This window comes from Saccharothrix syringae (assembly GCF_009498035.1).
GTDB classification, from domain to species: domain Bacteria; phylum Actinomycetota; class Actinomycetes; order Mycobacteriales; family Pseudonocardiaceae; genus Actinosynnema; species Actinosynnema syringae.
The window spans coordinates 5,732,060-5,746,586 of sequence record NZ_CP034550.1 but is presented as its reverse complement, the minus strand read 5'-3'; the positions used below and the strand labels follow the sequence as shown (position 1 = coordinate 5,746,586).

Sequence of the window (14,527 nt, the reverse complement as noted above, 5' to 3'; positions counted from 1 at the left end):
GCGGCCTACTCCACGTACCAGGTGACCCGGACGACGCCCGCCGCCTCCCGCACCTCCGCGCACGCCTGGCGGCGCACCAGCAGCCCGGTCACCCGGCACACCAGGTCGGTGCCCGGCACCGCGGCGGGCCGGTGCGTGACGAAGCCGTGCGCCGCCAGGTGCGCGTCGACCAGCGCGCGGGCGTCGTCCCCGGCGAACCCGACCTGCCGGGCGCACCCGCCGGACCCGCAGACCAGGTCCGGGTCGACCACCCGCAGCCCCGGCGGCGCCGGCAGGACCCCCTCGTCCCCGGGCGGGGACTCGGTGAGCATCGCCAGGTCCACCAGCGCGACGAGGAACCCGAGCAGCACCACCCCGGTCAACGACAGCGACAGCGCGCAGCCCGACCGCCCGTCGACCGCGCCGCCGATCCCGCACACCACCGCGGCGACCAGCGGGTAGAGCCAGCACAGCTCGGCCGGCGAGGGCACCCACGGCCCGGACCAGCCCAGGCCGTGGGGCAGCGCGAACCACGCCAGCAGCACCAGCAGGACCACCCCGACCACCACCCCGACCCGCCGGGTGCGGGCCAGACAGCCCCACGCCGCCACCGGCACCACGCCGAACAGGGCGGTGGGCGCCACGCCCGCCGAGGGCACCGCCACCGCCACCGCCGCCACGACCAACGCCCACCGCCACCAGTGCCCCACGCCGCCGATCATCGGCGACGGACGTGGCGGGATCGGGGGGAGGGTGTGGGGGAACGGTGGAGGTGCGGCGAGACCGGGCGCCACGACGCGAGCGGAACCCGGGTTGGACGTGGCGGACCTGGCGGCGCGGGCGAGCCGCGACGCGTCCGGCGTGCCGCCCGAGCTGCTGGACGGCTACCTGGAGGACCTGGCCGAGGTCAGCACCACCGGCGTGCAGCTGGGGCCCGACCGGCTGCGGGCCCGGCACGACGTCGGTGCGCGCGCCGCCGCGCAGGGCGTGTCGCTGCGCGGCCTGGTCGACCTCTACCTCGGCGCCACCCGGCTGGCCTGGCCGGTGCTGCCCGGGGTGCGGCGGGCGGCCGGCGCGGAGGCGGTGCGGGTGGTCGGCGAGGCCGTGTTCCGGGCCGCCGACATCGCGGTCACGGCGCTGGCCGAGGGCTACGAGGAGGCGCAGCGGTGGGCGGTGCGGCGGGAGGAGTCGTTCCGCCGGGAGTTCGTCGACGACCTGCTCGACGGCCGCAACCTCGCCGAGCTGGCCGAGCGCGCCGAGCGGTTCGGCCTGCGGCTGGCCGGCAGCACGGTCGTGGCGGCGGTGCGCGCCGCGGGGCCGATCGTGGACGGCGGCGACGTGTCGCGGCGGGTGGAGACCGCGCTGCACCTGCGGCTCGGGTCGCGCGACGTGCTGGTCACCACCAAGGACGGCCTGCTGGTGTGCGTGGCGCCGGAGGCGATGGGCGAGGCGCCGGACGAGTTCGTGCGCCAGGTCGCGGCGGCGATGGGGTCCGACGCGGCGTGGCGGGTGGGGCTGGGCCGGCCGCACCCGGGCCCCGGTGGCGCGGTGCGGTCGTTCGAGCAGGCGCGCCACGCCCTGGACATCGCCGAGCGGCTGGACCTGCCCGGACCGCTGCACAAGGCCGCCGACCTGCTGGTCTACCGGGTGCTGCTGCGCGACAGCGCGGCGCTGGCGGACCTGGTCGGCGCGGTGCTGGAGCCGCTGCGGCGGGCGCGTGGCGGCGCCGGGCCGCTGCTGGACACGCTCGACGCGTACTTCGCCTCCGGCCGGGTGGCCACCGCGTGCGCCCGCGACCTGCACGTCGGCGTGCGCACCGTGACCTACCGCCTCCAGCGGGTGCGGGAGCTGACCGGCCACTCCGCTGACGACCCGCGCCAGGGGTTCGCGCTCCAGGTCGCCGTGCTCGGGGCGAAGCTGCTGGGCTGGCCGGCCACGGCGTTGCCGAGCCCCGGTAAACACCAAGCTTGACCGTATTGCGTCCTTTGGGCGAGTTCCGGGCTTTCCTGTCGTTGCTTGCCGGTGATCGGCAAGTTCGAGGCTTCGTGGTGGCCGAGCCGCGACGTTGTCGCCGCGGGGGCCGTCCGACAGGATTGGTGCAGGTCAGGGGAGGGGCCTGGGGGGATGCGGGGGAGGTTCCACGCCCGTCGGGGGAGCGGGAACCAGACGGTGCGCCGGGGCGTGGTGGGGGGTCACCCGCCTCGGCGCTCGGTCAGGTCGGGGCGAGCGCGACCCCGGTCGCGAGCACCGCGCCGTCGAAGTGCGACCGGCGCCCCGGCCGGCCTCGACCGGGAGATCGTCGCCAGGCACGCCGGAGAACCCACCGCGATCACACCGGGGTGCCGGCGGCCCGCCCCGGTTCGCCGTTGCGCCGCGCCTCGCGGTCGCGCCGGTGGTCGAGCAGCCGCATGACCGGGGTCGCCGACACGCCGTGCACCAGGATCGAGCCGATCACCACCAGGGCGACCAGCCGCCAGATCTCCGCCTCGTCGCCGAAGTCCGCCGCGTCCAGCGCGTAGGCGACGTAGAACAGCGAACCGACGCCGCGCACGCCGAAGAACGAGATCGCCATGCGCTCGCGCGGCCCCGTGCCGCCGCCCGCCAGCCCCACCAGCCCGGCCACCGGCCGCACCACCAGCAGGACCACCGCGGCGAACAGCACCTCGCGCCACCCGGTGCCGGCGAGCAGCCCCGACGCGGCCGCGCCGCCCAGCAGGATGATGATCAGCACGGTGAGCATCCGCTCGGCCTGCTCCACGTACTGGTGCAGCACGTGGTGGTAGTCGTGGTGGCGCTCGGCGGCCCGGATCGTGCAGGCGCAGACGAACACCGCGACGAACCCGTAGCCCTCGACCAGCTCGGTGACCCCGTAGGCCAGGAACGTCGCGGCCAGCGCCACGAACCCCTCGGCGTGCTCGGCCAGCCGGAACTTCTCCGACGGCGCGGAGAAGAACAGCCGGCCCAGCAGCCACCCGACCAGCAGCCCGACGCCCACGCCCGCGGCGAGCCGCCACACCAGGTCGACCAGCAACCACTCCGGCAGCCAGCCGCCCGGCGCCGCGCCGGCCGCGCTGATCGCCACCGCGGCGTAGGTGAACGGGAAGGCCAGCCCGTCGTTCAGGCCGGCCTCGGAGGTCAGCGCGAACCGCGCCTCGTCCTCGTCGGCCTCGGGGTTCTCGGCGGGCTCGGCCACCTGCACCTCGCCGGCCAGCACCGGGTCCGTGGGCGCCACGACGGCCGCCAGCAGCACCGCCGCGGCCGCGCCGAGCCCGAGCAGGCCCCAGCCCAGCACGCCGACGACCAGCATGCTCAACGGCATCGTCACGGCCAGCAGCCGCCACGTGGTGCCCCACCGCCGCAGGCCGACCGGCCGGTTGATGGCCAGCCCGGCGCCCATCAGCGAGATGATCACGCACAGCTCGGTCAGGTGCACCACCACCGGGCCGTGCGCCCGCGGGTCGAGGTCGGGCAGCGGGTCGACCAGGGTGAAGGCCAGCGCACCGGCGCCCAGGAAGACCATGGGCATCGAGATCGGGGCTCTGGCGAGCAGCCGGGGCAGTAAAGCGGCGGTCAGCGTGACCAGGCCCGCCCCGGCGTACAGGACCGGGGCGAGATCCACCGCGTACCTCCTGCAACGGGTTGGCGTCGGACCCGTCAGGTACCCGGGGCTTGATCGGCAAAACCGCCGGCCGCGCCCGGCGGAGGCGCACGCACGGTGTGCGGGGGAGTCGGCGGAGGCGCACGCACGGTGTGCGGGGATATTGCAAAAAGGTCTCGAACGCCTACACTACGCCGGACTGGGAGCGCTCCCAGAAACACCGCCGCCGCAGTCGAGCGCTCCCGGTGCAGCCGCTTCGAAACCGCGTTCCAGCGTCGGAAGGTCGGGAAAGCAGCACATGAGAACGACACGTTCAGGCCCGGCGCGGTGGCGCCGGGCGGTGGCCCTCGTCGCGGTCGCGGCGGCGTCCGCCTTCGCCGTCGCCGGGGCCACGCCCGCCGCCACGGCGGCCCCGCAGGAGGACTGGCTGCACGTCGAGGGCAACCAGATCGTCGACGAGGCGGGCAACAGGGTCTGGCTGACCGGCGCCAACTGGTTCGGCTTCAACGCCACCGAGCGGGTGTTCCACGGCCTGTGGTCGGCGAACATCACCGAGGTCACCAAGGCGATGGCCGACCGCGGCATCAACATCGTCCGGGTCCCGATCTCCGTCCAGCTGCTGCTGGAGTGGAAGAACGGCCAGGCGGCCGCGCCGAACGTCAACACCTACGCCAACCCGGAGCTGGCGGGCAAGAACAGCCTCCAGGTCTGGGACTACTGGCTGGAGCTGTGCGAGCGCTTCGGCCTGAAGGTGCTGCTGGACGTGCACAGCGCCGAGGCGGACAACTCCGGCCACATTCACCCGGTCTGGTACAAGGGCACCTACACCACGGAGATGTTCTACCAGGCGTGGGAGTGGGTCACCGCGCGGTACAAGAACGACGACACCATCGTCGCGATGGACGTCAAGAACGAGCCGCACGGCACCCCGAACCAGCCGCCGCGCGCCAAGTGGGACAACTCCACCGACGTCGACAACTGGAAGAACGTCTGCGAGACCGCGGGCAAGCGCATCCTGGCGATCAACCCGAAGGTGCTCATCCTCTGCGAGGGCATCGAGGTCTACCCGCGCGAGGGCGAGACCTGGAACTCGCCGAACACCGACCCCGACCTGTCGCCGAACTACTACAACACCTGGTGGGGCGGCAACCTGCGCGGCGTCAAGGACTTCCCGGTCAACCTCGGCGCCAACCAGGACCAGCTCGTCTACTCGCCGCACGACTACGGCCCGCTGGTGTTCGACCAGCCGTGGTTCCAGAAGCCGTTCACCAAGGACTCGCTGATCACCGACGTGTGGCGGCCGAACTGGCTCTACATCCACGAGCAGGGCACCGCGCCCCTGCTGATCGGCGAGTGGGGCGGCCGGCTGGGCCAGGACGAGCGGCAGGACCGGTGGATGGCCGCCCTGCGCGACCTGATCGTGCAGGAGGGCCTGCACCAGACGTTCTGGGTGCTCAACCCCAACTCCGGTGACACGGGCGGCCTGCTGCTCGACGACTGGAAGACCTGGGACGAGACCAAGTACGCGCTGCTCAAGCCCGCCCTGTGGCAGCACGGCGGCAAGTTCGTCGGCCTGGACCACCAGGTCCGCCTCGGCGGCGAGGGCAGCACCACCGGCATCAGCCTGGCCGAGCGCTACACCGGCGGCGACCCGGTCGACACCACGGCCCCGAGCACGCCGGCGTCGGTGACCGCCACCACGACCACGTCGTCCTCGGTGGCCCTGTCGTGGCAGGCGTCGACCGACAACGTCGGCGTCGTCGGCTACGACGTCTACCGCGGCACCGCCAAGGTCGGCACCGCGTCGGGCACCACCTACACCGACACCGGCCTGAGCCCGAGCACCGCGTACACCTACACGGTGCGGGCCAGGGACGCGGCGGGCAACCAGTCCGCGGCCTCGGCCGCGGTGACCGCCACGACCCAGCCGGGCACCGGCGGCGGCTCCGGGTGCACCGCCACCCTCCGCACGGCCAACAGCTGGCAGGGCGGTTTCCAGGGCGAGGTCTCGGTGACCAACACCGGCACCGCCGCGACCCGCGCCTGGAGCGTCAAGCTGGCCGTCGGGAGTGGCTGGACCATCAACAGCGTGTGGAACGGCACCCTGACCGGCACCACGGTCACCAACGCCGCCCACAACGGCGCCCTCGCGCCGGCGGCGAGCACGAGCTTCGGGCTCGTCGCCAACGGCCAGGGCAGCGCCGGCGTCACCGTGGTGAGCTGCACGGCGAGCTGAGCCGAGGGCGCGGCCGGCGGTGGTTCGCCGGCCGCGCCCCGCTCGTCGCGGTGAGCGCGAACTAACCGCCGTGAAACGCCCCCGGGGCAGGCTTGATCCATGCCGCACGTGGAACGCGCTGACTTCACCGACCCCCGGCTCAAGGAGTTCCTGCAAGCCCACCTGGACGACATGGCCCCCACCGCGCCCGCCGAGAGCCGGCACGCCCTGGACCTGGCCGGCCTCCAGGACCCCTCCGTCCGGCTGTGGGTCGTCCGGGACGGCGGGGAGATCATCGGCACCGGCGCCCTGGCGGCGCTGGAACCGGGGCACGAGGAGCTGAAGAGCATGCGCACCGCCCCGGCGCGCCGGGGGCAGGGCATCGCCCGGCTGCTGCTCGACCACCTGATCCGGGACGCGGGGGGAGCGGGGTGTCGGGCGCATCTCCCTGGAAACCGGCAGCATGGACTTCTTCGCGGCGGCCCGCGCCCTTTACGCCAAGGCGGGTTTCACGCCGTGCCCGCCGTTCGGTGCCTACGTGGACGACCCCAACAGCACCTTCATGACGCGCACCGTCTGAGTCGGCGCGGGGCAACGGCGACCACGATCAGCGCTTCTCCGCTGGTCTGCGCTCCGGCTGCCACCACTTCGGGCACCTGAATTCCCGCCGAGGAGGGCCGTGAGGAGAAAAAGAATGAGATCTGCGGCGTTACCGGTGCTGCTCGGGTGGACACCGCCGCCACGGCCGTCGATCGTTCATGCCGGACCGCCTCGACCAGGGGGGCGTCCTTCGCCGGCGGGGCGGCCTCAGAGCAGCGTGAACGTCCAGGTGTAGGCGGGGGCGCTGGGGTCGACCGCCTGGACGAGGGTGAGGCTGTCGCCGATGTCGACGCCCGCGGTCGACAACACCTGGTTCTGCCGCAGGTCGAGGGTGGAGCAGTTCTGCCGGAACGCCCCCCACCCCCGTCCGGGTACTGCCTGAGGCCGATGCACCCGCCCCGCTCGCGACCTCCTCGGACTCGGTGTCCGGGCGACGTGCGGTCGTTCGGCAGGTGCACCGGTTGTCATCGAGAGGTCCTTTCGGAGGGCGAGGCCGCATAGCCGGCCGTGCTCGGTCACTCACGGCGCGGCCGCCGGTTGCGGCACCATGCTCGGTTTATTCCGCGCACCGCGCACCGCGCCCGAGGCGAGGCGGGCATCGCCAGCGCGGGTGGCGCGTCCGGTCCGCGTCCCGTCCGCTGCGTCCGGTAGGTGCGCCTTGACCGCGGACGGGCCCGACGGCACGTCGACCCTGCCCGGATTGGCCTGAACCTCTGCCCGAAGTTGAGCGGTTGAGTCGTGGAAGCGCTCCCAACGCGCAACTTGTTGTTGTCTTTTGCGCGACCGTGTGGATAGATGAGCGGAGCTGTGACGGGTCTCACCGCCGAGCCCTAGGGAGAACCTGCATGCGCCCTGCCCACCGCCTCCTCACCCTCCTGCTGAGCCTGTTCCTCCTCCCCGCCATCGCCCTGCCCGCCGGAGCCGAACCCGACCGCCCCGGCAGACCGGACCCCGCGCCACCGGTGCACGGCCTGAAGGGCGAGTACTTCCGCATGTCCGCCCCCGGCGCGCGCGACTTCGCCGAACCGGGCGGCACCAGCCTCGACCCCGACATCAACTTCACCGACCTGACCAGCACCTTCGCCGCCCTGACCGGCCGCACCGAGCACACCACCGCCCGCTGGACCGGCCGCCTCACCGCCCCGGCCACCGGCGACTACACCTTCCACGCCATCGGCGACAACGGCTTCCGGCTCTTCCTCGACGGCACCCCGGTGATCGACCACTGGGTCGGCGACTGGGACGTCGAGCAGCACAGCGCCCCCATCCACCTGGAAGCGGGCCGGGAGCACGACTTCCGCCTGGAGCTGTTCCAGGACGTCGGCGGCGCGAACATGTACCTGCGCTGGTCGACCCCGACCGCGGCGAAGCGGCTCGTGCCCGAGACGGCCTTCCTCCCGCCCGCGGACTTCCCGGTCTACCCGGTCCGGCCGACCACCACCAAGGACCGCCTCGAACTGGACTTCGACCGAGCCGTCAACAACATCGGCTCGCTCACCGCGCACCTCAGGGTCGACGTCGACACCGTCCCGTTCCCCCTCGGCAAGGCCACCCTCGCCCGCGGCGACCGGACGAAGGTCGTGGTCGAGCTGGCCGCACCGGTCCAGGAGGGCCAGCGCGTCCGCGTCACCTACGACGGCGCGGCCGGGCTGACCGCGGGCGGCGAGGCGGTGCCGGAGATCGTCCGCACCGCGACCAACACCTCCACCCACCGGCTCACCACCCCGTGGGGCGACGACCTCGACACCGACCACCCGCTGCCCGAGTATCCCCGGCCGCAGCAGGTGCGCGAGGACTGGGTCAACCTCAACGGCCCCTGGGAGTTCGCCGCCGCCACCGCCGGGCAGCAGCCCGAGTTCGGCCGGGCGCTCCCCGAGCGGATCATCGTGCCGTTCCCGGTGGAGTCCCAGCTCTCCGGGCTGGAGCGCCACGAGGACCACATGTTCTACCGCAGGCAGTTCACCGTGCCGGGGAACTGGCGGATCGGGCGCGGCGAGCGGTTGAAGCTCAACTTCGGCGCGGTCGACCACTCCGCGCGGGTGTGGGTGGACGGCACGCAGGTCGCCGAGCACACCGGCGGCTACACCTCCTTCACCGCCGACATCACCGACGCGCTGCGCGGCCGCGGCCGCCACGAGCTGGTCGTGGCGGTCACCGACACCACCGGCGACAACCAGCCGATCGGCAAGCAGTCGCGCAACCCCGGCGGCATCGTCTACACCCAGTCCTCCGGCATCTGGCAGACCGTGTGGCTGGAACCGGTGCCCGACAAGGCGATCGACGACGTGAAGACCACCCCGGACATCACCGCGGGCACGCTCGCCGTCCGCGTGTCGTCCACCACCGCCTCGGCCGCCGCCACCGTCAGGGTCACCGCCCGCGACCACCGCGGCAGGCAGGTCGGCGCGGTCACCGGCCGCCCCAACACCGACCTGACGCTGCCGGTGCCCGGCCCGCACCTGTGGACCCCGGAGGACCCCTACCTCTACGACCTGGACGTCAGCCTCGTCGAGGGCTCCAGCCGGGACTCGGTGAAGAGCTACTTCGGCATGCGCTCGGTCGACGTCCAGGACGTCGGCGGGTTCCCCAAGCTCGTGCTCAACGGCAAGCCGGTGTTCTCGCTGGCCATGCTGGACCAGGGCTTCTGGCCCGACGGCCTGAACACCGCGCCCAGCGACGAGGCCCTGCTGTTCGACCTCAAGGCGCAGAAGGACCTCGGGTTCAACGCGGTCCGCAAGCACATCAAGGTCGAACCGGCCCGCTGGTACTACCACGCCGACAGGCTCGGCCTCCTGGTGTGGCAGGACTTCGTCAACGTCAACGTCACCGACCAGACCGGCCAGGAGGCGTTCCTCACCGAGGGGCGCCGCGCCATGGAGCAGGTGCACGACTCGCCCGCGGTCATCGGCTGGGTCGTGTTCAACGAGGGCTGGGGCGAGTGGGACCGCGAGGCCACCGGCCGCATCGCCGAGTCGGTCCGGGCCGCCGACCCGTCCCGGGTGGTCAACGCGCACAGCGGGGTGAACTGCTGCGCGTCCAAGGGCGACTCCGGCAAGGGCGACGTGATCGACCACCACGACTACGTCAACAACGACGCGCCGTGGCCGGACGCCACCCGGGCGGCCATGGACGGCGAGCACGGCGGGTTCACCCTGCGCACCCCCGGCCACCAGTGGCCCGGCGCGCCGGCCGTGATCTACAGCGGGGTGGCGGACAAGGCGGCGCTGACCGCCAAGTACGTGTCCAACACCGAGACCTTCTACCTGGAGGGCGCGGGCGCCGAGCTGTCCGGTTCGGTCTACACCCAGGTCACCGACGTGGAGACCGAGCTGAACGGCTTCTGGACCTACGACCGGCGCGAGATCAAGGTCGACCCCGCCCCGGTGCGCGAGGTCAACCGGAAGGTGCTCGCCGCGGGCGCGGCCGCCGGGCAGCGGACCTACCCGGGCCGCGGCACGTGGTCGCTCGACGGCAGCGGCGAGGACGCCAGCGGCGGCGGCAGCCCGGTCACCCCGGCCGGGGACGCGGCCTACGCGCCCGGCGTGCGCGGGCAGGCGCTGCGGTTCGACGGCGACGGCGACTCCGCCGGGACCGCCGGGCCGGTGCTGGACACGCGCGGCAGCTACACCGTGTCGGCGTGGGTGAGCCTGGACTCGCTGCCGGGCAACTACGCCACCGCCGTCAGCCAGGACGGCAGGCGCACGGAGAACCCGTTCTACCTCCAGTACGGCCACGGCGCCTTCGCGTTCAGCGTGCCGGGCGGCCGGCGGGCCACGGCACCGGCGACCCCGGAGGCGGGCCGCTGGTACCACCTGGTCGGCGTGCGCGACGAGGCGGCGGGCGAGGTGCGCCTGTACGTCGACGGGCGGCGGGCGGCGACCATCCCGGCGGGCCCGGACGAGGTGAGCACCGGTCCGCTGACCATCGGCCGGGCGAAGTACGCCGGTCGGCCCACCGACTACTGGCACGGGGCGGTGGACGAGGTCCGCGCCTACGGCCGGGCCCTCGGTGACGACGAGGTCGCCCGGCTGCACGCCGAGCGGTGACCGCGGCGCGGTGGGCCGGTCCTCCCCGGCCCACCGCGCCGCTTCGGACCGCCGCAGTGCGCCCGTCCCGGGATCGGGTGAAGCTGGTCGGCCGGACCGGAGTTCGGGGGAGGACTGGGTGTGCACGGCGCTGCTGGTGGACGGCTGTTGGCGGACCGGTACCGGCTGGACGGCGTGCTCGGCACGGGCGGCATGGCCCGCGTGCACCGCGCCTGGGACGTGCGGATGCGCCGCCCGGTGGCGGTGAAGCTGTTCACCGCCACCGACGAGGTCGGTGCCCGGCGCTTCGCCCGCGAGGCCCGCACCCTCGCCGCGCTGACCCACCCCGCGCTCGTGCCCGTCTACGACCTGGGCCGGGCGGGCGCGACCTCGTTCGTGGTGATGCGGCTGCTCGACGGCGGCACCCTGCGCGACCTGGTGGCCGACGGGCCGCTGCCGCCCGACCGGGTGCGGGCCGCGGGCGCCAGGCTGGCCGACGCGCTGGCCCACGTCCACGGGCACGGCGTGGTGCACCGCGACGTCAAGCCCGCCAACGTCCTGCTCGACCACGACGGCGCCGCCCACCTGGCCGACTTCGGCCTGGCCCGCTCCGCCGACGGCACCCGCTTCACGCGCGGGGACGAGGTCGTCGGCACCGCCCCCTACCTGGCGCCCGAGCAGCTGCGCGGCGAGGACGTCGGCCCGCCCGCCGACGTCTACGCGCTCGGCCTGGTGCTGCTGGAGTGCCTGACCGGGCGCCGCGAGTACACCGGCGAGGCGGCCGCGGAGGCCCGGTTGCAGCGCCCGCCGCACGTGCCGCGCGACCTGCCCGCCGACCTGGTGCGGCTGCTCACCCTGATGACGTCGCTGTCCGCCCGCCGCAGACCCGGGGCCGCCGAGTGCGCCCGCGCGCTGGGCGACCGCTAGACCTCCAGCAGCGCCACCACGTCGGCGGCGCACCCCCAGGACAGCGTGACCCCCGCGCCGCCGTGGCCGTAGCAGGACACGACCGCGCGCCCGCCCTCGACCACCCGGTCCAGCCGCACCACCGGCCGGGCGGGCCGCAGCCCCACCGCCCGGCTGAGCACCGGCGCGCCCCGGAGCGCGGGCACCAGCGCGCGCACCCGGTCCAGGATCGCACCCTCCACGGCGGGGGAGGGCTCCACCGACCGCTCGCCGCGCTCGGCCGTCCCGCCGCACACCACGTCCGACGCGCGCGGCACCACGTAGGTCAGCCCGGCCGGGTTGTCGTCGTCGATCAGCCAGTCGGTCAGGCCGGGGTTGGCCACCCGCACGACCTGGCCGCGCACCGGCACCAGCCCGTCGTCGCCGACCAGCCCGCCCGACCGCAGCCCGGCCGCCACCACCACCGGGCCCGGCACCTCGGCCAGGTCCCGCACCTCGCCCACGACCGTGCGCACGCCCGCCTCGGCCACCAGCCACCCCAGGTAGCGGCCCATGTCGATCACCGGCAGCGTGCAGCGGGTCGCGCTCACCACGCCGGCGGGCAGGCCGTCGACCACGGTCTCCGCGGCCGGCACCGCGGCGGTCCACCACAGGTCCGGCTCGGGCGTGCGGTGCAGCACCAGCCCCCGGCGCAGCGACACCCCGGTGCGCGGGTCGGCGGCCAGGGCGGTGAAGGCGCGCAACGACTCCGCGCCCCACCGCAGCACCGCGTCGGCCGGGCCCGCCTCGTAGGGGAACCACACCGCCGCCGCGACCGCGGACGTGGTGCGCCCGGGCGGGTCGGCGGTGATCACGGTGACCTCGTGCCCGGCCCGCGCCAACCGGTGCGCGCACGTGTACCCGACCACCCCGCCGCCGATGACGGTGACCTCGCGCGAAGTCCTCATGCCGCCCATCATGGCGATCAGCGCAGGTCGGTGATCAGCCGGACCCCGAAGCCGATGAACAGCACCCCGGTGACCCGGTCGAGCACCCGGCGGACCGGGGGCCGCCGCAGCCAGTGGACGCCCCGCACCGCCATCCACGACAGCGCGACCAGCCACAGCCCCGTCTCGACCGCGAACGCCAGCCCCAGCGCCGCGGAGAACGGCCCCACCGCCTCCCCGGCCGGCACGAACCCGGGCAGGAAGGCGACGAAGAAGACGCCGATCTTCGGGTTGAGGAGGTTGGACAGCAGCCCCAGCGCGTACATGCGGCCCCGCGGGACGTCCGCGGCCGGCCGGGGCGCCTGGTCGACCAGCGGCCCGCCGCTGCTCCGCAGGCTGCTCACCCCGAGCCACACCAGGTAGGCCGCGCCGCCGACGTGGAGGGCGTTGTGGCCGATCCGGCTCGCCGCCACCAGCGCCGACAGCCCGACCCCGGCCGCGGCGCCCCACAGCACCAGCCCGGTCGCGACGCCCGCGGCCGTGGCCACCCCGCCGGCGTACCCGCCGCCGACGGTGTTGCGCAGCACGAGGAAGCTGTCCGGCCCGGGCGTCACGATCACCACCGTGGCCACCGCGAAGAAGGCCAGCAGCGCCTCAAGCACCGCGTTCGTCCGCTGGAATCCGCACCGGAGCCCCCCACCTCCGCGCTCCACGGTAGCGCAACCCGCGGCGGGCGGCTCAGTCCCCGGCCACCCCCGTGACGAGCCGGACCGACGGCCCCAGGCTGTGCCGGTAGCGCGGCAACGCCCGCCGGACCGCCTCCGCCACGGTGACCACCTCGGCGTCCACGGAGCGCGCGACCGCCCACGCGGCGGCGCCGTCGGCGTCGGCGAACAGGGTGTAGGCGGCGCACAGCTCACCGGCCGACGAGCAGCTGTTCTGCAGCCGCTCGTGCGGCCAGAGCACCGCGCACGCCGTGGGGCGGGGTTCGGCGCCGTCGAAGTCGACCCGGAGCGGTTCGCCGGTGTCGGGGGACCGGCCGCGCAGCGAACCGCCGGCGGCGAGGGCGGCCAGCACCCCCAGCCCGGTCTTGGCGCACCAGGCCCACCAGCGCCGGCCGGAGGCGCGCAGCTCGTAGTCGTCCGGGACGACGCCGAGGCCCGCGGCGGCGGTGATCGCGCCGTGCCCGTCGCGGCGCAGCCTGCCCACCTCCTCGAACGAGCGGACCGCGGCGGCCACCTCACCCGGGTCCCGGCCCAGGTCCCGGGCCAGGTCGGGGACCGCTACCGGCGCGCTCCCGACGAGCAGCAGCTGCATCGCCCGGTCCAGGACCGGGTCCGGCCTGCTCAGCGGTGGTGTCGCGGCGATCTCCGCGTCGGTCATGCCGCCGCTCACGTCCAGGTCACCACGTTCCGGTCGTCGCAGAAGCCCATGTTCCAGGCCATCGTGGTGCGCTTGGCGCCCGGCGCGCTGGCCTCCACGCCGTGCACGTGCCCGCCGTTGAACACGTAGATGTCGCCGGGGCGCACCTCCAGCCACAGCGAGTCGTGGCCCGCGGTGCTCTCGACCGGGTACGGGCTGCCGGACAGCTCCAGGCCCAGGCGGGTCCGGCTCGCCAGGTCGGGGACGACGTTCCAGACCACCAGCCGGCCGCCCTCGCCGTTCTCCAGGCACATGTTGACCGCGGCGACGACGCGTTCGGTGGTGCGCTGGATCTCGAAGCCGGCCTGCTCGGGCCAGCCCAGCTGGGAGGAGTCCTCGTGCGGTTGCAGGGCGAACGCGCCCTGCGCGTTCCAGTGGCGGACGAGCACCGGGCAGGCGGGCCTGCCGCCCTGCTCGGCGGGCCGCAGCCGGGCGCCGTCGCGGCGGAGCCGGGCGTCCAGCTCGGCGCGGAACCAGCGGGTCGGCTCGTCGGGGACGTCCAGCAGGTCGTCGAGGTGCGGGGCGACCTCGGCGCTCTCGTCCAGGTACCGGTCGGTCGGCTTGTGGTAGTGGTAGGCGCCGACGTAGTAGCCCAGCGATTCGCACACCTCGCCGCCGCGCCGCTTGCGGACCGGGCTGTCCCAGAACCGCCGGACCAGCTCGGCCGACGCCGCGGCGTCGATCACGCCGCGGAAGACGACGCCGAGGCGCCGCCCGAGCAGCACGTCCAGCACGGCGTCGGCGTCGAGCCGGTCCAGCTCGGCGAAGCGGAAGTAGTCGTGGTCACCGCGCCACCCGGTGAGCGGGGCGATCCGACCGCCGGTCGTGCCGGGGACCTCCGTGTGGGTCACCGCCG

At 74.5% G+C, this 14,527-nt stretch carries 12 protein-coding genes; 5 read left to right on the top strand and 7 right to left on the bottom strand.

Translation table 11 applies throughout. The annotated features are described in order from the left end of the window. Positions 1 to 5: 5 nt before the first annotated feature. A complete protein-coding gene (locus EKG83_RS24745; RefSeq protein WP_153278353.1) occupies positions 6 to 689 on the bottom strand; it encodes a hypothetical protein in 684 nt (227 codons plus the stop codon). Positions 690 to 798: 109 nt separating this feature from the next. Between EKG83_RS24745 and EKG83_RS24740 the strand changes: the two genes are divergently transcribed. Further along, complete coding sequence (locus EKG83_RS24740) at positions 799 to 1,950, top strand: PucR family transcriptional regulator (protein ID WP_228122922.1); 1,152 nt, start codon at positions 799 to 801, stop codon at positions 1,948 to 1,950. Positions 1,951 to 2,308: 358 nt separating this feature from the next. On the opposite strand, the gene EKG83_RS24735 is transcribed toward EKG83_RS24740, so the two are convergent. Further along, positions 2,309 to 3,598 carry a cation:proton antiporter gene (locus EKG83_RS24735; protein WP_033432413.1) on the bottom strand — a complete coding sequence of 430 codons (1,290 nt, stop codon included), beginning with the start codon at positions 3,596 to 3,598 and terminating at the stop codon, positions 2,309 to 2,311. A 277-nt stretch (positions 3,599 to 3,875) separates the two neighbouring features. Between EKG83_RS24735 and EKG83_RS24730 the strand changes: the two genes are divergently transcribed. Beyond that, positions 3,876 to 5,813, top strand: coding sequence for a cellulase family glycosylhydrolase (locus tag EKG83_RS24730; RefSeq protein WP_051766245.1), 1,938 nt, complete (start codon positions 3,876 to 3,878; stop codon positions 5,811 to 5,813). A gap of 99 nt (positions 5,814 to 5,912) precedes the next feature. Then, positions 5,913 to 6,452: a GNAT family N-acetyltransferase gene (locus EKG83_RS24725; protein WP_228122187.1), complete on the top strand. Its 540-nt coding sequence runs from the start codon at positions 5,913 to 5,915 to the stop codon at positions 6,450 to 6,452. A gap of 147 nt (positions 6,453 to 6,599) precedes the next feature. Here EKG83_RS24725 and EKG83_RS24720 read toward each other — a convergent pair whose 3' ends face one another. Beyond that, on the bottom strand, positions 6,600 to 6,785 hold the full coding sequence (locus EKG83_RS24720; protein WP_033432415.1) for a hypothetical protein: 186 nt from the start codon (positions 6,783 to 6,785) through the stop codon (positions 6,600 to 6,602). Between the two features lie 452 nt (positions 6,786 to 7,237). On the opposite strand from EKG83_RS24720, the gene EKG83_RS24715 reads away from it, so the two are divergent. After that, a complete protein-coding gene (locus tag EKG83_RS24715; protein WP_033432416.1) occupies positions 7,238 to 10,438 on the top strand; it encodes a LamG-like jellyroll fold domain-containing protein in 3,201 nt (1,066 codons plus the stop codon). 120 nt (positions 10,439 to 10,558) lie between these two features. Then, positions 10,559 to 11,344 (top strand): serine/threonine-protein kinase, encoded by a 786-nt coding sequence (locus tag EKG83_RS24710; RefSeq protein WP_153278352.1) that lies wholly within the window; start codon positions 10,559 to 10,561, stop codon positions 11,342 to 11,344. Here the strand turns inward: EKG83_RS24710 and EKG83_RS24705 are convergent. The 4 genes from EKG83_RS24705 to EKG83_RS24690 form a co-directional block, all read right to left on the bottom strand. Further along, entirely contained in the window at positions 11,341 to 12,270 is a 930-nt protein-coding gene (locus EKG83_RS24705; RefSeq protein WP_033432458.1) for an NAD(P)/FAD-dependent oxidoreductase, read from the bottom strand. The two genes, EKG83_RS24710 and EKG83_RS24705, sit on opposite strands and share 4 nt — an antisense overlap. Positions 12,271 to 12,287: 17 nt before the next feature. Beyond that, positions 12,288 to 12,911 (bottom strand): LysE family translocator, encoded by a 624-nt coding sequence (locus EKG83_RS24700; RefSeq protein WP_033432417.1) that lies wholly within the window; start codon positions 12,909 to 12,911, stop codon positions 12,288 to 12,290. Positions 12,912 to 12,987: 76 nt separating this feature from the next. After that, the gene (gene merB, locus EKG83_RS24695; protein WP_033432418.1) at positions 12,988 to 13,644 is read right to left on the bottom strand and encodes an organomercurial lyase; all 657 of its coding nucleotides are present in this window, start codon (positions 13,642 to 13,644) and stop codon (positions 12,988 to 12,990) included. Further along, positions 13,641 to 14,522, bottom strand: coding sequence for a hypothetical protein (locus tag EKG83_RS24690; RefSeq protein WP_033432419.1), 882 nt, complete (start codon positions 14,520 to 14,522; stop codon positions 13,641 to 13,643). The genes merB and EKG83_RS24690 overlap by 4 nt, the downstream gene beginning before the upstream one ends. Positions 14,523 to 14,527: the final 5 nt, after the last annotated feature.

Coding starts and splice junctions, on each gene's coding strand:
- EKG83_RS24730 (WP_051766245.1), top strand. CDS start 3,876: ATGAGAACGACACGTTCAGGCCCGGCGCGGTGGCGCCGGGCGGTGGCC.
- EKG83_RS24725 (WP_228122187.1), top strand. CDS start 5,913: ATGCCGCACGTGGAACGCGCTGACTTCACCGACCCCCGGCTCAAGGAG.
- EKG83_RS24715 (WP_033432416.1), top strand. CDS start 7,238: ATGCGCCCTGCCCACCGCCTCCTCACCCTCCTGCTGAGCCTGTTCCTC.
- EKG83_RS24705 (WP_033432458.1), bottom strand. CDS start 12,270: ATGAGGACTTCGCGCGAGGTCACCGTCATCGGCGGCGGGGTGGTCGGG.